Below are 23069 nucleotides of genomic sequence, written 5' to 3'. Positions count from 1 at the left end.
GGTAGGGGAATTCCATATGAGAATTGCAATTTTAGGAGCAGGTTCCTTAGGAACCATCGCTGGTGCATATATTGCTGCCGGCGGACAAAATGTAGAGTTGATCGATGTCTATCAAGCACATGTTGATGCATTAAACCAGACAGGGGCCCAAATTACTGGCACTACGGATTTCCAGGCAAAGGTGACTGCCATTACTCCTGAGGATATGTCAGGAACATATGATTTAATCTTGCTTTTAACTAAACAGCTATATAACGAGTCTGTCCTTCAAGATCTGTTGCCGTTTTTAAACGACCAAAGTGTTGTGCTTTCCTTGCAGAACGGTATCCCTGAAGAGAAGGTGGCTTCCATTGTTGGCCGAGAACGGGTCATTGCCGGATCTGTTGAATTTGGTGCTACGTTTATTGAACCAGGAGTATCAAGACTTACAACAGAGTTTAGCCGCTTTAAGCAGTATGCTTTTCAAATTGGTGAATTAAATGGTGAAACAACCGAAAGAATTCAACAGATCAAATCTATACTAGACCTTGTGGGTGGAACACATATTTCCGATAATCTGGTGGGCACGAAGTGGTCTAAATTGCTTATTAACAATGCATTTAGCGGCCTATCTGCAGCACTAAACGTGGAGTATGGCGTTGTGCTTGACCATGATATTAGTATCGTAAGTGCCGTCCGTATTGCCAATGAAACGATCAAAGTTGGACACGCAAATGGTGTGAAATTTGCCACGATGAGCGGCTTTGATATTGAATCTTTGGAAATACAAAGTGAAGAGGATATCCCGGAACGAATTAAAACACTTCGGGTTCTCATGGAGTCGTCCAGACTGTTAAAAGCAAGCATGCTACAGGATCTCGAAAAGCAACGGAAGACCGAAATTGATTATATCAATGGAGTAGTTCCGCGCTCAGCTTCAGGCAAACAAATCTCAACACCTTATAATGATATGGTTGTAAGATTAGTCAAACAAGCTGAAGAATCTCAAACTGTGCCTAATTTCGAGATTAATATTAAGTTCTTTGAAGAGCTTAACAATAACAGATGATGTGAGTGAGTTATAGATCGCCAGAAAACGTGTTGAGGAGATAATTCCTCAATGCGTTTTTTTATCGCTAAACGTTTCCTTAAAGTTAAGGGCAATTGGGATAATGTCCCATAGTAGATCTCAGTAGAAACAGCAGATAATAAAAACACGGCCATGCTCAAAGTTATTTGTTTTTAACTATCCACTACTTACGGGCGATATAAGCTTAATCTCTTTTGTACACCTGCTAAGATTTCTTCTGGCATCTCCTTGATCTTGATATCTCCACCTAAGAAAAGCAACCAATTGGTTATTTCGGTTAATTCTTCTGCATGATGAACATTGATGAAGGTCTTTATAACGGCTGTGGTTTGGTAAGGGTTCGTATAAGAAAGTGAAAGCTTTAAAGGATGGTATTTCTTGAATTGGCCAATCGCTTTTGGACCCAGTTCAAGGACAAGGTTAATCATTTCCTCCTGCTTACTTAGTTGTTCTAAAATCTTTTTCTTACTTAACTTTTTTTTCACAGGGAATAATTCTATATGGGTGAGATTATCGACAGATAAAATCCGTCTCTTTTCTTCCTCTAAGTCAAAGCCTTCAATGAGCCATAGGCTTTTTTCACGATAAAGGTGCAAAAGATAAATGGGATAAGACTTTATTTCCATCTCTTCTTGGACGGTAACCAACAGATAGTTCTCTATAAGAAGAAGCTGTATGAGTTTTTCCAACATAGGGTGGGGCAGGTCTGACAGATCAAGCAAGTCGGGATTATGGGGGTTGGTTCCTTCAAAAAGCAATATTTGATTTAAAAGAACAAGGTCATCTTGCTGATTTTCGGAGATGAGGCCCAGTAACTTTTCGGTTAAAGTTTGACGACTCTTCAGATAAGGAAGTTGTTGATTTCGGGTTGCCATAAAGGCGAGAAAAAGAGCTTTGATTTCATTATCCGTAAAGCGGACCGTAGGCAGGACAGAGTTGTTCATGACAAAATAACCCCCATCCCTCCCAACTTCAGCGACAAGCGGCATACCCATAGCTTCAATTTCTCGGATATCTCGAATAGCGGTCGAACGAGAGATGTTAAATTCCCGCATGATTTCGGAAATGGTAAAGTGGGCGCGGTTATTGATATACCTCATGATGATATTGATCCGTTCAACTTTTTTCATGGGTCCCCCTAAACAGTATCATAATTTGACATGATTTAAGGTTATTATAAACCCATCAAGTGAAAAGACAAATCCATTGATAAATTTAAAGAGGACGGTGTTAGGAATGAGTAATTACAATATTGAGGAAAAAGACAGCTTTATCGTTTTAGGTATAGGAACTGAGCTTAAGAGCCACTACACCGACTTTGCTGGTATTAACAAAGAAAAGGTGGATTTTTGGTCGGCTGTGAAAGAAGATGGAAGCCTGGATGCTTTAAAAGCTATAGCGACAAATGACTATATTTTTGCCGTGAACGAAGCGGTGAATAACAAGATGATGCATTATGCGGGCGTCATGACAGAAGAAACACTGCCAGAAGCAACCAGAGTAATCCAATTCCCCAAGGGAGAATACCTGGTCGTTAAAGGGGAAGGGACAACATCTGATGAGTTGAGTAATAACCTTACTGGCGTTGCATTCGGACAAGTTCTACCAGCGGAAACGAATTATGCATATGTTGGTGGGCCAAATACTACGGTTGAGATGGGACAACAAAACGGCTTGTTATTTGGTGAAATATGGATTCCTGTTGTTAGGAAATAAGGTAAAGGAGAGATCGGAATGTCATATATCGTTGGTTTTAAAAATGTGTCTACAGTCGGTCTAGAGTCCTCACCAGTAGCAGCAGCGCTTGCAGGTTTGCGTGCAAATGAAGCCCGTTATTTTATGAACAAATATAAGCATGAATTTACGGTTGTTCCTGCTAGCGAAAGTCAGGACACCCTTGACTATGTAACACGAATTTTGAAGGAAGAACGTGATATTGAGTTTGCAGCCAAGCCCTTGGAAACATCAGCTTTTCAAGTGGAAAACATTCGATTCTCCTACGTCTTTTATGAAGATGGTCTTGGACTCAATGTCATGTATACGGTGGATGACCCTAAGAAGCGGGCCGTGGGTTTTAAGCTTTCTGAGGGGATGGAAGTTCCAGCGGAGTTAGAAGGCAAGTTTAAGTTTGCCAGACAGAAATCTAAGTTAGCTGGAACCATTCGGGGCTCATTTTTTGTAATCAAGAGAGAGTATTGAAGTGGGCAAAAGTGCATGTGGAAGAAGCTGAGCATAGCCCCATTGAAAGTCGCTGTATTAGCGGCTTTTTTTGTTTTATCTGTGCAACTAGCTTTGGAGAATCTCTTTCTTGGTTTCATCTAAAAAAGCAGATAGCGCCGGTGTAATGAGGGTGTCTTTTCGTTTAATAAACATGGTCGTTACTGAAGAATACTTCTCCGGTAAGGAGTGGCAGGTTACCTTGTCACGGACTTCATAATCCGCAATGATGGAATAAGGCAGTAAAGTAATACCCATACCAGCACTAACACAAGCAATTATCGTTTCGAGGGTTCCAAATTCCATTAATTTCACAGGCAATAATCCTTCTTCTTGCAGGAGAGTGTTAAGTTTGGCTCGGTATGAACATCCTTTGGGAAAAACCAGCATCGTATGATTTTGTAAATCATGGATCGATTGTATCAAGGGATGTTTGGGTGAAGTGACAAGAACAAGTTTCTCATTGATGACTTTGTCCTGCGTGAGATCTGCGTGTTCTATCGGACCGGAAACAAAAGCTCCATGCAGTTCATAATGCAGAACTCCATGAAGCAGCTTTTCTGTTGGCCCTGTAACTAAAGAGAAATCAACATTCGGATATTTCAAATGATATTGCGCGAACACGGAAGGCAGCCGGACCGCTGCAGTTGTTTCCATAGAACCGATAACCAGAGGACCTGAAGGAATGGAGCTGCTTCCTACTGCGGCTTTGGCTTCGTTAATGGTATGTAGAATCTTTTCGGCGTAACCGACTAAAATTTGTCCTGAAGGAGTAAGTGTAACTCCCTTTTTGTGACGGTAAAATAATGCGGTCTGAAGATCCGCCTCTAACTGTTGAATTTTGTTTGTAACATTGGACTGAGCATAATTTAGTTTTTTCGCTGTTTTGGAAATACTTCCTTCTTGAACGGTTTGAATGAAAATTTCCAGTAAGTGAATTTCCAAGTTGACCCTCCTTTAGAAAACAATCTATCTGAAATCATGATATGTAACATCTGATTTACGGATTATACAAGATGGATAAACTCGATGTAAACTATAAAGAATGGAATCTGAATTGATGGGGAGGAAACCTCGATGTCTATTCAATTAAACAATAAGCTCTGTGAAAGCTTCAATATTCGTTATCCAATCGTTCTTGCGGGGATGGCCGGTATTGCAAACATGGCACCCCTAGTCGCTGCGGTTTCTAATGCAGGTGGGTTAGGGACGTTAGGCGCTGCGTATATGAGTCCTGAGGAACTAAGAGGCGCCATACACGAGATTAAAAAACGGACGCAAGCACCGTTTGCCGTAAATATTTTTGCTCATGTTGGACCGGATCATTATACGAATTTTGATGCGGTAAACGAAGAGTTGACCCCGATTCGAGAATCCTTGGGTGTGAAGCAGCGTGCTCAAGATGAAATACGTACACCCAATCATTTTGAAGAACAGTTTGACATCTTGTTGGACGAAAAAGTTCCGATTATTAGTACAACGTTTGGATTACTTTCCGAGCATCATATGCAGAAGGCAAAATCGTTAGGCATCAAAATTATGAGTAAGGTCACCACGGTAGAGGAAGCTATTCAAGCGGAGATGCGCGGATGTGATGTCATTGTTGCTCAAGGTAGTGAAGCAGGAGGGCATCGAGGAACTTTTGATGTATCATCTCAGCTCAGTGGAGCAAATATCGGAACCATGGCACTTGTCCCACAAATTGTAGATCATGTCCATATTCCAGTCCTTGCGGCAGGCGGAATTATGGATGGGAGAGGGCTGGTGGCTTCACTTGCTTTGGGAGCACAAGGGGTGCAAATGGGGACTCGTTTCTTGACATCAGTTGAGTCTGGTGCACATGAGGTATATAAACGTGCGTTGCTTGATAGCACAGAGGAAAGCACTGTAATTACAAATGCCTTTTCTGGACGGCCAGCGCGTGGCATCAAGAACGACTTTATACAGCATTGGGAAGCATCCAGTATTAAGCCGCTAACCTTTCCTACCCAAAATACATTAACTCGCGAGATCAGGAATGCTTCTGCTAAGCAAAATAATCCCGAGTATATGGCCCTTTGGGCAGGTCAGGGAACGAGAATGTTAACAGATAACCAATCTGCAAGCGATATCATTAATCAAATGGTAGAAGAAGCCAGAGCAATCATTTAGTAGTGATTATAATTTCACATCCAGCGAATAGCGATCGCGAAGTACTGACAAATGGTGGAGCTCATGTCCAGCCATAACAAATGCGATCGATCGAGCTGAAGCAGGATTATCACTGACGATCCCTCTACAGAGCCAAGCTTCTGGTGTGAGGCGACGGAGCATAAGAATGGTTGAGCGGCGTGTGACGGCATATTCTTCGTTCAGATCGGCTGCGGTATACGCATTGAAGGGTTGGCTCTGCATAAGCACGTCCTGATCGTAGCCAGGATGATTCGCTTTGTCACCTCTGGCGATGCGAAGCAATCGACTGCTCATGATGCGTTCGTTATCCAAAAGGTGGCCGATGACCTCCTTCACGCTCCATTTGCCTTCGGCGTAACGATAATTTGCTTGCTCCTCTGTTAATGAAGAAAGCAAAGTTTGTACGATGTTGGCCTGCTGCTCTAACCTTTCGATGATATTTCCTTCAGGAATAAGCCGGATGTAACCTTCATAAAAAGCTGCATATTCCGCTGTAGTAGGTCTTTCAACCATGTAAATGCCTCCTTTGGGATTCATAGCTCTGGAATATATTGTAGCATATATCTTACTTCCAGCATTGAAATTGGCCCCTCCGCTTTATGGGCGGAAGGGCCGATTTCATGTGATTTGCACAGTTTTATGGTTGGGCTGTTCCACATTCAATCCGTACGTCGTATCCCTTTTTGTTGAACAAATTTCTCCAAAATCGAAAAATCCTCAGTCACTTCTTTGAATGGTAGTGTGTCCAGCACCTGTTCCCGATAATTCTTTTTTGCCACTGCGCTGAGACGGGAGTCTAGTATGCTGAGTATGCCAAGATCCGTTTCACTGCGAATCAAGCGTCCCGTTCCTTGCCTTAACCGGAGAAGCATATCCGGTACAAACACCTCCATGAACGAATTCTTCGTTACAGATGCCTTATATTCATAAATAGGGTCCGAAGGAACAGGGAAGGGCAGCCGGAAAATAATGACCTGTGACAGGTCAGAACCCTCGATATTCACGCCTTCCCAGAATACACCTGTACCCAGGAGCACACCTTTGCTTTTCCTGAATTCGGCGATGACACTGTCCTGGGAAGATCCTTCTTTTTGAACATGAACTGACCCTTTATATTCATCAGGCCTTGAAATCAGCTTCTTATGAATGAACTTCATGTCTTCCTTTGCTGAAAAAAGGACGATTGTTCTTCCTTGTGTTAAATTACATAGTTGAACCAATTCGTTGTAGGCTGCTTCAAGATAGTCTTCGCGCTGGTCATGGTGGTAATATGGAACTTTGTTGGAGATGTACATCATGGTATGGTTGGTGTAATCAAAAGGGGAGGATTTTCGATCCATAAAATCCCCCTTATAACCGAGGGACTGCGTCAAATAAGAGTATTGTTCCTCCAGCGTATCCCCGCCTTGGCACAGCGTTGCCGACGTTAGGATAACAGGCGCTTTGCCATTAAATAAAGCATACTTCAGAAATTGGCTTATATCTTTGGGACAGATGCTGATTGTGGCTACTCCCAAGGGACTGCTTGCCCATATGAGATAGTTATCCTCTATTTCAGCCAAAACATGGATGAGGGTAATAAGCCCGTTTATAGCTTCAAAAGCGTCATCAATCTCCCGTTCGTGACGGGAGGTCAAAATGGAAAGGCGAAGACTAAGATCTTTCAAATCGTTCGAGACTTGGTTTAACGGTATACCTTTGATCTCCGACACTTTTATACGGTCGCTATCCTGCTTGGCATGGTGGAGCAGATCCGCGTTTATCTGTTGGAAGATTCGTTCAACACATTTTTTTATAAACTTGGATTGTGAGAAGAGACTTTTATCCCCGGACTGCTTCGTTAGAAGCTGTACAGTATTATCCAGAATGCGGCTGATTCCCCGATAAGTGAACTCAAGCGTTCTGGCATCTCGAACTTTTGCTTCCAGATTATGCGCTTCATCAATGACGATCAGAGCCGGCTGTTCTGAGATGATACTCTTGGTTCCTTCTTTTTTCTTCATCAAATCCCGTATGAGCAGGTCCTGGTTCACAATAATAAAATCAATCTCATGAGCCTTTGCATTTAATTTAGCTCTCATATCGTAAAACAAGCACGCATTTTTATGATGGCAACGTTCAAATTTGCAATCATTTACGGAAAAGTTGGACCATTCGGCATCACTAATTCCAGCTTTAATATCCGCTCTTTCATCAATTTCAAAATCTAAAATGCGCTGGGCAAGGGTAGACAGTGAGGAGTTCGGATTATCAGGCCTGCTCCATTCCGCGGCCCTACTTCGGCACGCATACTGCCCCATACCTTTCCCAACGACAGAGCGAACTGTTGTGAAGCCCAACCGGCTACCAATGACCCTTAAATCTTTATGTATCTGTTCCGAAAGCTGAATGGAAGATGTAGCTATAATGACCGGTTTCTGCGACATTTGATTCATGAGCAGGCTCGGTATCAGGTACCCAAAAGACTTACCGATTCCGACACCAGCTTCAATCATGGCGTTATGCCCGTGGATATAAGCTTCGGCTATATCGAGAGACATTTCTTGCTGCCCGATTCGCTCTCTAAGACCAATTCGAGGGAACCGATCATAGATTCGGAAGATGGCGTTAACCAAAGAACGTTCGATTTCCCTTTTCGATTCCCGCTTATTTATCGTATAGAGTTCATTTAACCAATTCATAACGATCGCCCCTCTTCCAAATGAATGATCTTCTTGTAAGGAATTTTTTAGTCAAACTGTAATTATCTTAGATACTGAGATAACAGTCAAGTGTTCATAAGGAAGCGGTGGAAGGTAAGCAACCAGCTAATTGGTCAGATACGAAAAAACATTGGGCCGAATAAGACGAAGACAGTAATATGAAGACAAGGAGAAGAGAGAACAGGGCACACCAGTGCTTTGTTCTCTCTTCTTAATCAACGGTTGGAATTGATTAATTGAAATTCTTATAATAAACCAATTGATCTGTCCACTCATCGTTTTCGTGTATGAAACCTTTGCGAACACATTCAAATTCCATGCCTACACTTTCCGCAAGTTTCATAGAAGATATATTATCCATATTAATATGGGCTTCTATACGGTGGAATTTCAGTTGTTCAAATGCAATAAGAAGAGCTTCATTCACGGCTTCTTTGCCGTAGCCTTTTCTCCAATACTGATTATGGATGGTATATCCGAAGCTTGCCCATTGAAAATCCGCTCTTGCTAAAGTCGCAATATCAATCATACCCAGATGTGTACCATCTTCCTTTCTAAATACACCAAATACATAAACGGCATCTGTACGCGCTAACTCTTGATGTCGATCTACAAGATGATGAAACCAATCGGGTGTACATTCAGTCATATCCATTTTCCCTTTATCGTGGCGGTGTTGGGAGGGGAAACGGTTTTCAAATGCATTTAACCAATTTTCATAGTCGTCTTTCTTTAAAGGTCTTATTATTAACCGTTCTGTCTCTGAAATATAATCAAATTGTTCTGCATTCAATCCCAAGTGACATCTCCTCTGAATTATCTTTTTTCATTTACATCATTAAGCAATCCAAGTTTATCATAGGATACATCTGTTGAGAACAAGAACGAAAGGGACATCCATTTGATTAGAAATCACAATTAATAGGGCGGCTAGACATCTTTGCAATAAACGGTTTAATGGTAAAATAGTGAAAATGGTTCATGTTGGAGGATGCTCATGTATAAACTGATGATCGTAGAGGATGAACTGCTCATGCGGGTTGGAATTCGTTCCATGCTAAACTGGGAAGACTACAATTTCTATGTTGCGGGAGAAGCGGGGAACGGGAAGGAAGCGTTGGAACTCGCGCTAGAAGTGACCCCTGATCTAATTATTACCGATATCAAGATGCCGATCATGGATGGGTTAGAGCTCATACAAGAGGCATCTTGTTTATTGAAAACCTGTAAATATGTCATCCTGAGCAATTTTGACGAATTCCATTATGTAAAAGAGGCACTGAAGCTTGGGGCTGTAGACTACTTGATTAAAAGTGAGATTACAGAAACCTCTCTAGTTGATCTTCTTATCACCATTGAAGAGAAATTAAAAAGTGAACGTGACACTAAGACCAACGTACCATTTATGACACACGACTATTTCAAGAGCCTGAGACATCTAAAGGATAGCTTTTTCCAAGATGTTGTAAGCGGATTCATAAATGAAAAGGATATGGTTCCCAAAGCTGAAGAAATGTATTTCCGTATACGATCAGACAAGTTGGTCGTCATCCAGTTTATTGTGGACTATTACGAGGAAGCGAAGAGGAAATATGTCGAGAAGGGGGAAAAACTACTTCGATTCTCTATTCTGAATATTATGGAAGAGATCATTCCATCCAAATGGGAGAAAGAGATTTTCGTGGAAAGCTCCTCTGAATATTGGGTTATTGTCAATGTTCTTCCTGGGAGTGAGTCTGTACAAGCTGATCTAAACAAACTATGTAATAAGCTCCTGTCTTCAATCAAAGATTTTATGAATCTGTCACTCTCAGCGGGTGTAAGTACAATCGTTTCCGATTTCCATGGCATAAGACAGGCATGTCGAGAAGCGGAATTCGCCCTAAGGCAAAGTTTCTTTAAAGGCAGCAACCAGATACTGTACTACGCGGACGTGATTCAAGCTCCAGCTCGGAGAGAAGTGAATGGAATGCTCAGTCCGGAGCAAGAACGAGATTTCCTCAAATTATGGGTGAGTAAAGATAACAAAAAGGCGGAGGAATTCCTTGAAGAAATTCGCTCTGATCTGGAGGTGCAACGAGCAGATGAGAGCAGTATTCGCAAGCAATATATCATGGTGATGGAAACCATACACTCCCATCTCTCACGAGTTACTGAAAGAGGCAAGCTTTCATTTACCGAGAGATCGCCTTACGAAATCGTTTTGAGAGGAGAGTATTGGGAGGATATTCACCAAGATATGCTGGCTCATATCGCGTATTACTTTAAAACCGATTCCCAGATCATGCAGGAACGTTCCTACACAGACCTCGCCATTGAGTTAATGGACAAGTATTATGCTGAGGATATTTCGTTGCATAGTATTGCTAGCCAGATCAGTGTCAATCCTTCGTATCTTAGCCGATTGTTTAAGCAGGAAAAAGGAGAGAACTTCATCGCATACCTGACACGAGTTCGGATTGAACATGCCAAGGCTTACCTATTGAGCAGGGAACTGAGAGTATATGAAATCGCTGACAAGGTGGGCTACCATAATTACACGTACTTCAGTAAGATTTTCAAAAAATCGGTAGGATTCACTCCTGAGGAATATCGAGATCGACAGCAGGGACTCATGTAATCCGTGAATAGAGGTGCAGCATATGAAGCATGCCCGGCTCTTACCAATCAAGTACAAAATCATGGTGATATGTATAACTGTCATCATTCTTCCAGTACTTGTGATGACGATTAGTTCGTATTACTCTTCTGAGCGATTACTGGCACAGAATTATACAAATCTGCTCAACGATCTGGCCAAGCAGACGAATATTCGCATTGACGAGTTCCTAAAGGAGATTGAGAAGATCACACTGCTTGCCAGTAATGGACTTAGCGATAATTTATCTGCAACCCATGAAGGAAGCTTTCCGATCCAGGATTTCCTGCGAGAGGGTGATGAACAAAATGAGATTGCCGCATACAATATTTTGATGAATTATATCATGATGAAGGATCGCGTATTTTCCATCTACCTCTATAATTTGAACGGGGGACAAGATCTCTTCGTCAGTCCTAACCAGCCTATTGACCCGGACTTCAAAGTGGCGAACGAATTGTGGTTTAAAAAGTTCATGCATGATAATGATCGAACCATCACGTTGACAACCCGAATCGATGAGCAATTGGAGAATAAAATTCTGGCAGTGTCACACGCTCGTAAAATTCATGATGTGGCTAGCGGGGAACTGCTTGGCGTGATTGTCGTCAGCATTGATATAAAGTTCATCGAAATCGTTAATCGTAACTTGCAGGAAGGGCTACGTTCCAGGTTCATGATTGTCGATGAGAATGACAAAATTGTTTATAACGTAGATGACCGCTTAATCGGTACATTGTTCCGGGACAACGTTCGTCCTCCCGAATCATTAAATGTTGTGGTGACCAGTCCACTTAGTCAGCAGAAATGGACTACTTACTTATACATGCCTTTGGATGAGCTGACTGCCGACGGCAAAATATTAGGGCATAATCTGGTTACACTGTCCATTGTCCTGGTTCTTTTTGCTGCCATTATTTCGATTTTTCTATCTCATGTCATCACCACCCCCATCAAGAAGCTGCTGCGCAATATCTCGTTGGTCGAGAAGGGGCAGTTTGAACAAGTTGAACATATTCGTTCTCGCGATGAGATTGGGCACTTATCAGTTCGATTTAACAAGATGTCACATGAATTGAAGCGTATGGTTGAGCGGATGCAACAGGAAGAAATAGAGAAGGCAAAGGCCGAGATGCGTGCGCTTCACGACCAGATCAAGCCTCATTTTCTGTATAATACTTTGGGTTCAGTGAAATGGATCGCCTCCATGCAGCAGGCTGACAAAATCGTGGAAATGACCGATGCATTAATCTCGATGCTTCGTTATGCAACTAGATCCGATGGAACCCTCGTAACGATTCGTGAAGAAATAGATAATATAGCGAATTACGTGACGATCCAGAATGTCAGGTACTACGACTGTATTCAGATGAAATATGAGATTGAGGATAGACTGCTCGATTATCGTATGCCCAAAATGATTCTGCAGCCCATTGTGGAGAATGCAATCTTTCACGGTCTGGCCGAACTTGAAGAAGACGGAGTCATTACCATTCGGATTCAACCACGGGGCAGAGATATTGTGATCGAAGTCTGCGATAATGGCATTGGTATGGATCAACATATGATCCAGAACTTTATGGAAGATAGGCTCGAAGCAGACAAAGGAACAGGAATTGGCCTGTCTAATGTGCAGCGGCGTATTCAACTTCATTTTGGTAAGCCTTATGGAATACAGGTGGCTAGTCGAATTGGTGAAGGTACGACTTTTACCATTCTGTTACCTGCCATCAAAGAAACACTGTAGTCATAGAAATTATCATGCACACGTTTACAATGTTAGAACGATTCCAAGTATGTTTCGTAGGTTAAACACACGAAATGAGCTTGCAGGATTAACTGCAAGCTCTTTTGGTTATCCTTTGACACTACCGAGTACCAAACCCTTGGTAAAGTATTTCTGCAAGAACGGATAAACGAGCAAAATCGGAATGGCACCCAAGAACATTTGAGCAGCGCGTCCAGTTCTGGCGTTCATCATCGATAACAGTTGAGTGTAATCGGAGCCGGATTTCAGCATGATTTGCTCAAAGCTCTGCAGCAGGGTCTGTAGGTAGCTTTGTAATGGATAATTGGCTGGATTGTTCATATAGATAATGCCATCGAACCATGAATTCCAATGGCCGACGATACTGAACAAACCGACCGTAGCGAGAGCGGGCTTGAGGAGCGGCAGTAGAATACGAAGCAATACCTGCACAGGCCCTGCACCGTCGATGATCGCTGATTCTTCTATCTCCTCCGGCAAACCTCTAATGAAATTCATAAGAATAATCATACTAAATACGGGCAGAGCTCCGGGCAGGATCAGAGACCAAATCGAATCAATCAAGCCCATTTTGACGACCACCAGATAGGTAGGAATTAATCCTCCGCTAAATAACATGGTCACAATGAAAAATCCCATATAGATATTACGGCCCATCAATTTTTGTTTGGATTTGGATAGTGGATAGGCGGTGAGCACGATCAGAACCAGATTTACAAACGTTCCGAGAACGGTTCGTTGGATCGCCACCCAGAGAGAGGAGAAAAATGACCCTCCAGATAATGCAAATTCATAAGCCTTAGTTGTGAATTCAACTGGCCAGAACGTAACACTGCCCGCGGATACAGCCGAACTGCTACTGAATGAAACAGCCAACAGGTTGATAAATGGAAGGATACAGAGTAGGGAGATTAGAAGCAATATCATGTAGTTTAGGATATGGAACAAACGCCTGCTCATACTTTTATCATAGATCATAATGAACGTTCCTCCTTAGAAGATACGATAGCCGGCTACCCTGTAAGCCAGGAAATACGATACGGCAACGAGAACACTGGAAATGATGGATTTAAATAATCCGACAGCCGTACCAATCGAATACTGTGCCTGCTGAATTCCCAGACGGTATACATAGGTATCAATAATATCTCCAGTCTGATACACGACAGGGGAATACAGGTTATAGATTTGATCGAATCCGGCATTGAGGACGTTACCAAGTGACAATACAGTCATTAAGACAATCGTTGGCATGAGGAGGGGCAATGTGATGTAGATGGTCTGCTTCCATCGTTTGGCTCCATCAATTACCGCAGCCTCATATAGACCAGGGTCAATACTGGTCAGGGCTGCTAGATATACAACCGTGCCGAATCCGAAGCCTTTCCAGATATCACTCACGATCATCGTCCATGGGAATATGGACGGTGTGCCCAGAAAAGAGATAGGTGCAATCCCGAATACGCCTAGAAATGTGTTGATGATGCCATCGGAGCTAAGTATATCCAGCATGATGCCAGCCATAATGACCCAAGACAGAAAGTTCGGAATATAAACCAGGGTTTGAAATGTACGTTTGACACCACTGTTCAGCACTTCGTTAAGCAGTAATGCGAAAATAACAGGCACGATAATGCCCCCGATAATCTTAAAGACGGACATATACAGTGTATTCCAGATGGTTCTTACGAAGTTTGGCTGACTAAATACATGGGAAAAATTGTCCCATCCAACCCATGGAGAGTTAAAGCCGAGACCCGGATTGTATTTTTGAAATGCAATAATAAGCCCATAAAAAGGGATGTAGCTAAAGATGAAGACCAAGACTAGGCTTGGGATCAACATGAGATGGTAGGGACTCTGCTGCTTCCATTTTCTCAGCATTCATATTCCTCCGTTCCTGGCAACCGCAATATTATTTTCCGTAGGCATCATTAACTGCCTGGGTTGCTTCATCGCCTCCGGCCGCTCGCCAATTCTGGACGACAACATCGAAATAATCGATACGTTCACTACCCATGATGATCTTGGTGAAGCCTTCTGTCAGAATATCATCCAGCGTTGTACCGTAACTTGACAGCACCTCCGGTGAAACACCCCATAGCGCCGTCTTTGTGTAGTTCTCGCTATCGAGTACTTTCTTAGCCAGACCATACGCATTCTTTGGAGCACCCTGTTGCAGATAGTCACCAACTGCTCCCGGTGTTGCATTCTTCATAAACTCAACGCTGTTGTTATATTTCTGCCACATTCCCGAAGTTGTGAGTCCACTGGTATCCTCGGATTGAAGGGCTGCTGATACAGCCTCGAACTGCTCGTAATCTGAATTCGGATTAAGTACACGGAACGCCCCGACCACATGGGCAATATCATTGTCGAGCAAAGCGGATAGTGTTTCTTTGGATTCCTTACCATTGCCTTCATCAACGATATAAGCATAGTCATTTAAGATCTTAATCACTTCTTGAGGGCTCTTAAATCCCTTTTTCATGACAATATAATTGTTGTTGGCGAAGAAGATGGATTGTTTCGCTTCCTTACCATCAATGGTAGGGATGATATACGGATAAAAGATCGCGTCTTTACCCAGATTGGCTACTGTATCAACACCAGGATTATAACCCCACCACTGGTAATAAGGCTGTACGCCCACTTTGCCGGCTACGATATCCGCGTTCATCGCATTAAAGTCTTTGATTGCAAATTCCGGATCAATGATACCTTGCTTGTACCATTCCGACCACTCAGCCAGTGCATTCTTCATCTCAGGCTGGACTGAGCCATACACTAATTTCCCACTGTTATCCTCCATCCACATATCTGGATGCGCATTCCATGCAATGGCGAGCAGGTTGAGGTAATCTAGTGATTGATCTACTGCTATGCCATATCCGCCGTGCTTTTCCATAAATTTCAGTGCAATGTTCTTGATGTCTTCCACCGATTTCGGATCTTGGAGACCCAGTTCTTCTTTCCAATCGTTCCGAATCCAGATGAAATCGGGTTGTTCAATTAATCCCCAGTGCATCTGCGGTATCCCGTACAGTTTGCCGTCCTTTTTACCAGACTCATAGCTATCCGCATCCGTTTCCATATAGCCTTTGAGACGTTCTGAAGCGTGTTGTTCAAAGACATCGGTAAGGTCCATTACCATATCTGCTTCGACTAGCTGCCTTAATTGTGATGGATTAACCCTAAACACGTCGGGGAGATCATTCGATGCTATTGCCAAATTCAATTTGGTATCATACTCATCGCTGACCCAGTCTGTTTTGACATCGATATTAAACTGCTCTTTGTATCGCTTAATCCACACATTGTTTGTGATATCATCGCCCTTTGGATATTTGGCAGAAGTATATTCTGACGTTACGGTGTGGATGGTTGTTATTCCGCCCTCGTTGGCATCCGAATCGGTATTGGATGTACTTTTCTCGGTGCTGCTTCCATTTGTACAGGCGGCGACCAATAAGGTCGACAGGCATAAAGACAACATCAAAGTTTTGGTTTTCTTGTTCATTTCCTTTCCCCCTTAAGCGTCATATTTGAATACGTTTTCTTGAAAATAGTCTAAACGAGAAAGGGAGAACGGGATATAAAGGTTATTGACGAGAATCCACATGTTTTTTTACTTTTGGGTTAAAGCGGAGAAATGACAAAAGTGGGTTGTGCACTTTTTTTACTTTTCACCAAATCTTTTTTTACTCATGGCCCAATGACAACGACCCAGATATTTTGATTCGATATTATTACGTGGCGGCAGTATTAACAAAAACAATAGAAGAATCTGGAATTTTAGGTTAAGATATATACATCTGAACAAAAAGGAGCGAATTTCAATGACTAACAAGGTGATTGTGCTTTAGGTTCACAGAAGGATATTTGCGGCATGGGAATTCCTTTTGTGGACATTGCAGTGCGGGAGATCGTCCCGACAATGTTTACTGGAGGAGATTATTATTAACTTTAACGAAGCTGTTAACATCAGCAATACGCATGTACTGGCATTGGTATCCGAGCTGTTTCATCTGGAGGGTTATAACATTCAGCTTATTCCACCTCATGAGGGTGGGCGGAATGTCGTTTACACCTGTGAGCAAGAGGGGGATGAATCGCTAATTCTCCGAGTGTCTTTTTTGCCTGACAGAAAGCGGGAAGATTACATTGCCGAGCTGGAATATGTCCAGTATCTGTTTGATCATGGAGCCAGCGTTTCGAATGTAGTGAGTTCCAAGAAGGGCAGTCTGTTAGAAGAGATCACTTATGATCATCATACGTTTTTTGTCAGCCTGTTTAACAAGGCCAAGGGAAAGTTGCTGGTAGAAAATAATTATCAGTACCGAGAAGGTGTTCCACTTACCGAATACTATTATAATAGCGGCAAAGTTCTGGGCAAAATGCATCAGCTATCCAAAAGCTATGTACCCGTCCATCGCCGGCATCATTTTTTTGATAATTACAAAGGTGAATATATCAACAACTTGATACCTGAATCATTCTCGCTGCTTAAGGAGAAGATGTTCGAACTGCTGAATACTTTAAAAGGTTTGGATACAAACCAGGAAACATTCGGAATGATCCATTTCGATTATAACGATGGGAATTACTCGATCGATTTTGATACCGGTCAGATCACGGTGTATGATTTCGATAATTCATGCTTCGGTTGGTATATGTATGATCTAGCAGATCTATGGACACACGGTGTGGGCTGGATACAATTCGAACCTGACGCTGGTAAACGCAAAGCGTTCATGCATGATTATTTTGAAACCGCCCTCGCTGGTTATACTTCCGAAACCAAGATCGAAGATTCGATGTTGGAGAAGCTGCCTTTATTTATTCAAGTTACCCTTTTGGAGAATATCCTAGGTCAATTGGAGGAAATGCAGCATACGGGCGAAGAACCGGAGGATAACGAAGAAGTGTTGTATCTCATTAAATGTCTGGAAGAGGATATACCGTACAGGGGATTTTTCCATGACATGTATTCGAGTGAAGCACCCTTTACGTTATGAGGACCGCTGAAGTGACATACACCTGAAGCATGAATAACCAGTGACTAAACGAAGAGGCAGCCGGCATAGACCGGTTGCCTCTTCGTTTAGCTATGGCACTCTATTCAAATTTGGAAGGAGGCACGTTGTAAAATTTTTTAAATGCTTTGGAGAAGGTGAAGGGATCGGGATAGCCCAGAAATCCGGCAATTTGCTGGACCGTATATTTTTTCTCATACAGATAGTCCCGTGCCCGGTTCATCTTGATTTGATTGATGTACTGTCCTGGTGTAATGCCCAGAATTTTCTTGAACAAAGAAATGAAATATTTCTCAGAGACACCGGCGATGGCTGCAAGTTCGTTAACTCGGATGACACGGTGCAGATTCGCATCCACGTAGGGGAAGACGTTCTGCAGAACCTCCAGACTTCCTTCCGTTTTCCTCGGTTTTTGGTCTTTTAGAAATTCACCGTAATACAGACCTTGCCCGTGAAGCTCCAAAATTTTTGCAATGACGAGAAGCAGAGAAGCCTTCAAATAAAGTGGACTTCCGGAAGCGCCACTGTCCTGCTTGAACCTTCGATAGGACGAGGTGAACAGTGTTGATTCCTCCCGAACAAGGTTGCCAGGTACGATGCCCGGCAGTTGAAACTCGCCTAGAATTCGCTTTTGCTCGGCAATGCTGAAATCAAAGTGCATGTATATGAATCGGCACAGTTCTCCGGTCGCGGAAGCAAGATAGGGCATATCCGGATAAAAAAACACCACGTCACCCTGGTCCGCTGTATGCGCGATTCCATCAATAGTAATCTGGACGGAGCCTGCTGTAATAAACCACAGATCATAATCGGAATGAGACTTGTGCTCCATCCAATTGCTGTCGTGAGTTTGTTCCAAATAAGAGCTCATGCGAAGTGTTATATACTCCGAAAGTTCGTCCATTATACTCATATTTACTATCCCTGCATGCGTCTGATCCAACTCATCACCCCTCCACTTTATGACATCCTTCATTTTTTAATAATGTAGCAAAGGATTTATCTCTTGTTATCTATCGTACCATATGACATGTTTTGAAAACTATCACACATTCCGATTCCAGCTCACTCACCTATAATGAACTTATATCGTTACGAGGAGGGTTATTGATGAATGCTACAAACACACAGCATCCAAAGGTAGTTGTTATTGGGGCGGGCAGCCTGTTTTTCGGTCGTCAGTCCATCTGGCAGATGGTTCACTCACCATACTTGAACCAGGGAACTTTGGCTTTAGTGGATACGGACGAGGAGCGGCTCTCGAAAATGGTAACACTTGCAGAGAGGGTCGCCCGGGAGAACAATGTATCCTTAAAGATTGAGGGCTCGGTGGACCGAAGACAAGTGCTTCCGGGAGCTGACTTCGTTGTGCTTAGCTTTGCAGAGCAATCAGTCAAATATCGGGGAATTGACTGCCAAGTCTCTCTAAAGTATGGCATTCGTATGTGTTCCGGCGATACGATTGGCCCCGGCGGAATTTTTAGGGCTATGAGAGAGCTTCCGGTTATTATGGAATGCGCCAGAGACATTGAAGAGCTATGTCCTGATGCCTGGGTAATTAATTATATTAACCCGTCTACCGTTCATGGCATCGCATTACATCGCTATGCGCCGAAGCTGAAATCGTTTGCCCTGTGCGATAGTCATCATATGCCGCATAAGAAAGCCTATTACGCTGTAAGAGCTGGAATCATCGAAAAGACAGACGAGTTCACCAATGAGATCGATCAGAAATTCGATTTCCGCATCGCTGGCGTCAATCATTTCACTTGGCTGCTTAAAGCGGAATTCGAAGGGGAAAATGTGATGCCCCTAATCGCGGAAGCCATGCGCAAAATGGCAGGTGATGAGAACAACGGCGGTGATCGCGGAGCAAAAGCTATTTTTAACGATGCGATTACCTACGAACTGTATGATATTTTCGGAATCATCCCCACTTGCACGGCTCATACGAAGGAATACGTTCGGTATTGGCAAGGTCTGGGTAAGACTACAGACGCAATTCCGCCATTATCCATCTGGGAGACAGAGGACAGGTATCAGCGTCACGACGAAATGTGGCGTCAGGTGGATGACTTTCTTGCGGGGAACATCCCGATTGCCGATTACATGAGCACCTTTGGGCCAGACCATGCGACTGATATCATTGAGAACATGGTAGGGAATTTGGGGAAGAAGTTTTTCATCAATACGCTTAATAAAGGCGCGGTAACCAATATGAATGCCGATTCGTTCCTGGAAGTGCTGTGCGATGTGGGAATGGACGGAGTTAAGCCAGTTCATGTAGGCGAGATGCCGCGTGGAGTAAGAGGAATGCAAGAACTTGTACTGGATACACATGAGCTGACGGTCGAAGCTGTTCTGGAGCAGAGCTACGAGAAGCTGAGAAGGGCGATGCTCACCGATCCGCTGGTGAGTTCCATCAGTGACGCGGACAAGATCATTCATGAATTGTTGGAACTGGAACGTGATATGATTCCCGACGTCTGGTACAAGGACAGACTGCAGTATAGCTAAGGTATAGATAATGATAAAAGACCACGTTAACCCTTCTAAAGGAAACTACGTGGTCTTTGATTTTATTAATAAATCCTAGTTCATCTAAAAGATAAAGAAGTATAAAAAAAGCTTGTTGTAGAAGGGATTTATAATGGTTGGATAATAATGACATTGACATGTGCAGCTTTTTCTAAAATAATAAATGTAATTGAATACTGGTACCTTTAATTCAGTCCAGAGAGGCTGGCAAGGGCAGCGGATTTTATAATCACGCGTGAATCAGGGCATATCCCATCAGGGATGCTCTGCGTCTTCGCGCCGATTATGATGTAAAAAGAGGCTACTTGTCAGTGCGTAAATTGACGAGTAGCCTCTTTTTTCTGCTTTTTTTTGGTATCAGATACACTTTAAGCTGGAGGTATTCTGATGAGTAAACAAGATCAAGAGTTTTCATGGCAAGAGGTGCCAAAAACGCAGAGAAATCATTTTTGGAAGACGTTATCCGTCATGTTGGGTTTCACCTTCTTCTCGGCGAGTATGTTGGCAGGGGGTACGCTTGGAGTCAGTTTGACGTTTATGGAGTTCATTGGCATCGTGCTTGCGGGCAATTTGGTGCTCGGTATCTATACAGGGGCACTGGCACATATCGCAGCCAAGACGGGTCTTTCCACACATTTACTTGCTAAATATGCGTTTGGTGCGAAAGGATCGTACCTGCCATCATTCCTGCTTGGCTTTACACAGGTCGGATGGTTCGGGGTAGGCGTGGCCATGTTCGCAATTCCGGTTGCCAGAGCGATGGATTGGAACGTGTACCTGTTAATCCTGCTATTTGGTCTTGCTATGACGGCATCTGCCATCTTCGGTATGAAGTCGCTCGTCATCTTGGGTTATATCGCGGTTCCGGCTATTGCCATTCTCGGCGGTTACTCCATGTTCAAAGGTGCAGGATCGCTGGGAGGTCTGCAAGGATTGCTCGATTACACGCCGACAGAGACACTCACCGCGGCTGCAGCATTGACCATTTGTATCGGTTCATTCATTAGTGGCGGAACGTTGACGCCCGATTTTGCTCGGTTTTCCCGGACGTCCAAGCAGGCGGTTACCGCAACGGTTATTGCCTTCTTCCTTGGGAACTCGCTTATGTTCCTGTTCGGGGCAGTTGGTGCAATGGCATATAACCTGGCTGATATCTCAGAGGTCATGTTCCTGCAAGGCCTGCTCATTCCTGCGATTATCGTTCTTGGACTCAATATCTGGACAACCAACGATAACGCCTTGTACGCCTCCGGATTGGGTTTTGCCAACATCACTAAAATTTCGAAAAAGTTCTTCGTCATCGTAAACGGCATTGTGGGTACAGTATTTGCCATGTGGATGTACAACAATTTCGTCAGCTTTCTGAATGTGCTGGGCGCGGCAGTACCGTCCATTGGGGCCATCATCATCGCAGACTACTTCTTCGTGAAGCGCAGAAACTATAAACCGTTTGCTGAGATGAGTTTCAAAACTGTAAACTGGGTAGCAATGGTGGCTTGGGCCATCGGCGTTGCGTTTGCTCAGTTGGCTCCAGGCGTAACACCACTGAATGCACTGATCGGTACGGCAGTGGCCTACATCGTATTGATGCTGATCGTTCCTAACAAAGAATCCATTAAAGAAAAGGGGAAAATGAATGATTATACAGAACGCAAAATTGCGGGGTAAAGAAGGTCTATGGAATATCGTTGTAAAAGACGGGAAGTTCGAACAAATTACGCAGGAGCTACAAGCCACTGCAAATGAGGAAGTACTTGACGTCAACGGTTCACTTGTATTGCCACCGTTCATTGAGCCTCACATCCATCTGGATACAACGTTAACGGCTGGCGAGCCGGAGTGGAATTTGAGTGGGACGCTGTTTGAAGGCATCCAGCGTTGGTCGGAACGTAAAGCATTCTTGACACATGAAGATGTTAAAACTCGCTCCAAAACAGCACTGAAATGGCAAATGGCGCAAGGAATCCAACATGTGCGGACACATGTGGACGTTACAGACCCAACCTTGACTGCAGTTAAAGCGATGCTTGAAGTAAAAGAAGAGATGGCACCATACATCGACATTCAGCTTGTGGCTTTCCCACAGGAAGGTATTCATTCTTATCCGAACGGTGCAGAACTGCTGGAAGAGTCACTGAAAATGGGCGTTGACGTGGTCGGCGGCATTCCGCACTTCGAATTCACGAGAGAATACGGCGTCGATTCGATGAAGGTTGCTTTTGACCTTGCTGAAAAATACGACCGTTTGATCGACATCCATTGCGACGAGATCGATGATGAGCAATCCCGCTTCGTGGAAGTCGTTGCCAAGGAAGCCTACGAACGCGGACTGGGCTCTCGTACAACAGCAAGCCACACGACAGCGATGGGGTCTTATAATGACGCATATACGTACAAATTGTTCAGATTGCTAAAGATGGCTGACCTCAATTTCGTCTCCAATCCGTTGGTCAACATTCACCTGCAAGGGCGCTTCGACACGTATCCAAAAAGAAGAGGTCTGACTCGCGTCAAAGAACTGCAGGAAGCTGGTCTTAACGTGTGCTTCGGTCATGATGACATTTTCGATCCATGGTATCCGCTAGGAACGGGCAACATGCTCCAAGTACTGCATATGGGTATTCATGCTTCGCAGTTACTGGGTTATGATCAAATCGTAAATTCGGTCGATCTCATTACGAAAAACAGCGCAAGAACGTTGCATATCGAGGATGTATACGGCATTGAAGTAGGAAAACCTGCCAACTTCATCGTTCTTGAAGCAGAGAACGAATACGAGGCTGTTCGCAAACAGGCTGGTGTACTGTACTCGTATAGAGGTGGCCGTAAAATCGCGGAAACAAAACCTCGTGACACGTCGATCATTCTTGAAGGTGGTTCGGAGAAGGTTACGTTCAATAAATAATCCAATGATAAATGCGATGCTTCA

Annotated in this window: 19 protein-coding genes; 10 read left to right on the top strand and 9 right to left on the bottom strand. The window is 43.5% G+C overall.

What is annotated here, in order from left to right:
- Positions 1-16: 16 nt before the first annotated feature.
- Complete coding sequence (locus A6049_RS00260) at positions 17-1048, top strand: ketopantoate reductase family protein (RefSeq protein ID WP_063562672.1); 1032 nt, start codon at positions 17-19, stop codon at positions 1046-1048.
- A gap of 188 nt (positions 1049-1236) precedes the next feature.
- Here the strand turns inward: A6049_RS00260 and A6049_RS00255 are convergent, their stop codons facing one another.
- Positions 1237-2199, bottom strand: coding sequence for a helix-turn-helix transcriptional regulator (locus A6049_RS00255; protein WP_063562671.1), 963 nt, complete (start codon positions 2197-2199; stop codon positions 1237-1239).
- Between the two features lie 106 nt (positions 2200-2305).
- Between A6049_RS00255 and A6049_RS00250 the strand changes: the two genes are divergently transcribed.
- Positions 2306-2785 carry a GyrI-like domain-containing protein gene (locus A6049_RS00250; RefSeq protein WP_063562670.1) on the top strand — a complete coding sequence of 160 codons (480 nt, stop codon included), beginning with the start codon at positions 2306-2308 and terminating at the stop codon, positions 2783-2785.
- A gap of 18 nt (positions 2786-2803) precedes the next feature.
- Positions 2804-3268 (top strand): hypothetical protein, encoded by a 465-nt coding sequence (locus A6049_RS00245; RefSeq protein WP_063562669.1) that lies wholly within the window; start codon positions 2804-2806, stop codon positions 3266-3268.
- An 87-nt stretch (positions 3269-3355) separates the two neighbouring features.
- Here the strand turns inward: A6049_RS00245 and A6049_RS00240 are convergent, their stop codons facing one another.
- Positions 3356-4231, bottom strand: a complete 876-nt coding sequence (locus A6049_RS00240; protein ID WP_063562668.1) for a LysR family transcriptional regulator — start codon at positions 4229-4231, stop codon at positions 3356-3358.
- Positions 4232-4363: 132 nt separating this feature from the next.
- On the opposite strand from A6049_RS00240, the gene A6049_RS00235 reads away from it, so the two are divergent.
- Entirely contained in the window at positions 4364-5437 is a 1074-nt protein-coding gene (locus tag A6049_RS00235; RefSeq protein ID WP_063562667.1) for an NAD(P)H-dependent flavin oxidoreductase, read from the top strand.
- Between the two features lie 6 nt (positions 5438-5443).
- On the opposite strand, the gene A6049_RS00230 is transcribed toward A6049_RS00235, so the two are convergent.
- From A6049_RS00230 to A6049_RS00220, 3 genes are all read right to left on the bottom strand, one after another.
- A complete protein-coding gene (locus tag A6049_RS00230; protein WP_063562666.1) occupies positions 5444-5971 on the bottom strand; it encodes a DinB family protein in 528 nt (175 codons plus the stop codon).
- Between the two features lie 146 nt (positions 5972-6117).
- Positions 6118-8139 carry an ATP-dependent DNA helicase gene (locus A6049_RS00225; protein ID WP_063562665.1) on the bottom strand — a complete coding sequence of 674 codons (2022 nt, stop codon included), beginning with the start codon at positions 8137-8139 and terminating at the stop codon, positions 6118-6120.
- Between the two features lie 253 nt (positions 8140-8392).
- Positions 8393-8959, bottom strand: coding sequence for a GNAT family N-acetyltransferase (locus tag A6049_RS00220; protein ID WP_063562664.1), 567 nt, complete (start codon positions 8957-8959; stop codon positions 8393-8395).
- A 198-nt stretch (positions 8960-9157) separates the two neighbouring features.
- On the opposite strand from A6049_RS00220, the gene A6049_RS00215 reads away from it, so the two are divergent.
- Together A6049_RS00215 and A6049_RS00210 are read left to right on the top strand one after the other, a co-directional pair.
- The gene (locus tag A6049_RS00215) at positions 9158-10780 is read left to right on the top strand and encodes a helix-turn-helix domain-containing protein (protein ID WP_063562663.1); all 1623 of its coding nucleotides are present in this window, start codon (positions 9158-9160) and stop codon (positions 10778-10780) included.
- A 22-nt stretch (positions 10781-10802) separates the two neighbouring features.
- Positions 10803-12545 (top strand): cache domain-containing sensor histidine kinase, encoded by a 1743-nt coding sequence (locus A6049_RS00210; RefSeq protein WP_063562662.1) that lies wholly within the window; start codon positions 10803-10805, stop codon positions 12543-12545.
- A gap of 108 nt (positions 12546-12653) precedes the next feature.
- Here A6049_RS00210 and A6049_RS00205 read toward each other — a convergent pair whose 3' ends face one another.
- From A6049_RS00205 to A6049_RS00195, 3 genes are read right to left on the bottom strand one after another with little or no spacing between them, the layout of a single operon-like run.
- Positions 12654-13544, bottom strand: a complete 891-nt coding sequence (locus A6049_RS00205) for a carbohydrate ABC transporter permease (RefSeq protein WP_063562661.1) — start codon at positions 13542-13544, stop codon at positions 12654-12656.
- Between the two features lie 15 nt (positions 13545-13559).
- A complete protein-coding gene (locus A6049_RS00200) occupies positions 13560-14450 on the bottom strand; it encodes an ABC transporter permease (RefSeq protein ID WP_063562660.1) in 891 nt (296 codons plus the stop codon).
- 31 nt (positions 14451-14481) lie between these two features.
- Positions 14482-16086: a type 2 periplasmic-binding domain-containing protein gene (locus A6049_RS00195; protein ID WP_063562659.1), complete on the bottom strand. Its 1605-nt coding sequence runs from the start codon at positions 16084-16086 to the stop codon at positions 14482-14484.
- Positions 16087-16468: 382 nt separating this feature from the next.
- Between A6049_RS00195 and A6049_RS00190 the strand changes: the two genes are divergently transcribed.
- Positions 16469-17584, top strand: coding sequence for a phosphotransferase enzyme family protein (locus A6049_RS00190; RefSeq protein ID WP_240321266.1), 1116 nt, complete (start codon positions 16469-16471; stop codon positions 17582-17584).
- Positions 17585-17684: 100 nt separating this feature from the next.
- Here the strand turns inward: A6049_RS00190 and A6049_RS00185 are convergent, their stop codons facing one another.
- On the bottom strand, positions 17685-18515 hold the full coding sequence (locus A6049_RS00185) for an AraC family transcriptional regulator (protein ID WP_177031164.1): 831 nt from the start codon (positions 18513-18515) through the stop codon (positions 17685-17687).
- Positions 18516-18712: 197 nt separating this feature from the next.
- On the opposite strand from A6049_RS00185, the gene A6049_RS00180 reads away from it, so the two are divergent.
- The 3 genes from A6049_RS00180 to A6049_RS00170 all read left to right on the top strand — a co-directional run bounded on the left by A6049_RS00180 (position 18713) and on the right by A6049_RS00170 (position 23045).
- Positions 18713-20119 carry a family 4 glycosyl hydrolase gene (locus tag A6049_RS00180; RefSeq protein ID WP_063562657.1) on the top strand — a complete coding sequence of 469 codons (1407 nt, stop codon included), beginning with the start codon at positions 18713-18715 and terminating at the stop codon, positions 20117-20119.
- Positions 20120-20527: 408 nt separating this feature from the next.
- Positions 20528-21808, top strand: a complete 1281-nt coding sequence (codB, locus tag A6049_RS00175; RefSeq protein WP_063562656.1) for a cytosine permease — start codon at positions 20528-20530, stop codon at positions 21806-21808.
- Positions 21777-23045: a cytosine deaminase gene (locus A6049_RS00170; protein WP_063562655.1), complete on the top strand. Its 1269-nt coding sequence runs from the start codon at positions 21777-21779 to the stop codon at positions 23043-23045. Before codB ends, A6049_RS00170 begins: the two co-directional genes overlap by 32 nt.
- Positions 23046-23069: the final 24 nt, after the last annotated feature.

The organism is Paenibacillus sp. O199 (assembly GCF_001636635.1).
Classification (GTDB): domain Bacteria; phylum Bacillota; class Bacilli; order Paenibacillales; family Paenibacillaceae; genus Paenibacillus; species Paenibacillus marchantiae.
Note: the sequence above shows the minus strand (reverse complement) of the source record. Positions and strands in the feature narration are given on the sequence as shown.

Excerpts from the sequence above, each read along its gene's own strand:
- A6049_RS00255 (WP_063562671.1), bottom strand. The coding sequence starts at position 2,199 with ATGAAAAAAGTTGAACGGATCAATATCATCATGAGGTATATCAATAAC.
- A6049_RS00245 (WP_063562669.1), top strand. The coding sequence starts at position 2,804 with ATGTCATATATCGTTGGTTTTAAAAATGTGTCTACAGTCGGTCTAGAG.
- A6049_RS00215 (WP_063562663.1), top strand. The coding sequence starts at position 9,158 with ATGTATAAACTGATGATCGTAGAGGATGAACTGCTCATGCGGGTTGGA.
- A6049_RS00180 (WP_063562657.1), top strand. The coding sequence starts at position 18,713 with ATGAATGCTACAAACACACAGCATCCAAAGGTAGTTGTTATTGGGGCG.
- A6049_RS00195 (WP_063562659.1), bottom strand. The coding sequence starts at position 16,086 with ATGAACAAGAAAACCAAAACTTTGATGTTGTCTTTATGCCTGTCGACC.
- A6049_RS00230 (WP_063562666.1), bottom strand. The coding sequence starts at position 5,971 with ATGGTTGAAAGACCTACTACAGCGGAATATGCAGCTTTTTATGAAGGT.
- A6049_RS00205 (WP_063562661.1), bottom strand. The coding sequence starts at position 13,544 with ATGATCTATGATAAAAGTATGAGCAGGCGTTTGTTCCATATCCTAAAC.
- A6049_RS00170 (WP_063562655.1), top strand. The coding sequence starts at position 21,777 with ATGATTATACAGAACGCAAAATTGCGGGGTAAAGAAGGTCTATGGAAT.
- A6049_RS00185 (WP_177031164.1), bottom strand. The coding sequence starts at position 18,515 with ATGAGTATAATGGACGAACTTTCGGAGTATATAACACTTCGCATGAGC.
- A6049_RS00235 (WP_063562667.1), top strand. The coding sequence starts at position 4,364 with ATGTCTATTCAATTAAACAATAAGCTCTGTGAAAGCTTCAATATTCGT.
- A6049_RS00210 (WP_063562662.1), top strand. The coding sequence starts at position 10,803 with ATGAAGCATGCCCGGCTCTTACCAATCAAGTACAAAATCATGGTGATA.
- A6049_RS00200 (WP_063562660.1), bottom strand. The coding sequence starts at position 14,450 with ATGCTGAGAAAATGGAAGCAGCAGAGTCCCTACCATCTCATGTTGATC.
- A6049_RS00260 (WP_063562672.1), top strand. The coding sequence starts at position 17 with ATGAGAATTGCAATTTTAGGAGCAGGTTCCTTAGGAACCATCGCTGGT.
- A6049_RS00225 (WP_063562665.1), bottom strand. The coding sequence starts at position 8,139 with ATGAATTGGTTAAATGAACTCTATACGATAAATAAGCGGGAATCGAAA.
- codB (WP_063562656.1), top strand. The coding sequence starts at position 20,528 with ATGAGTAAACAAGATCAAGAGTTTTCATGGCAAGAGGTGCCAAAAACG.
- A6049_RS00250 (WP_063562670.1), top strand. The coding sequence starts at position 2,306 with ATGAGTAATTACAATATTGAGGAAAAAGACAGCTTTATCGTTTTAGGT.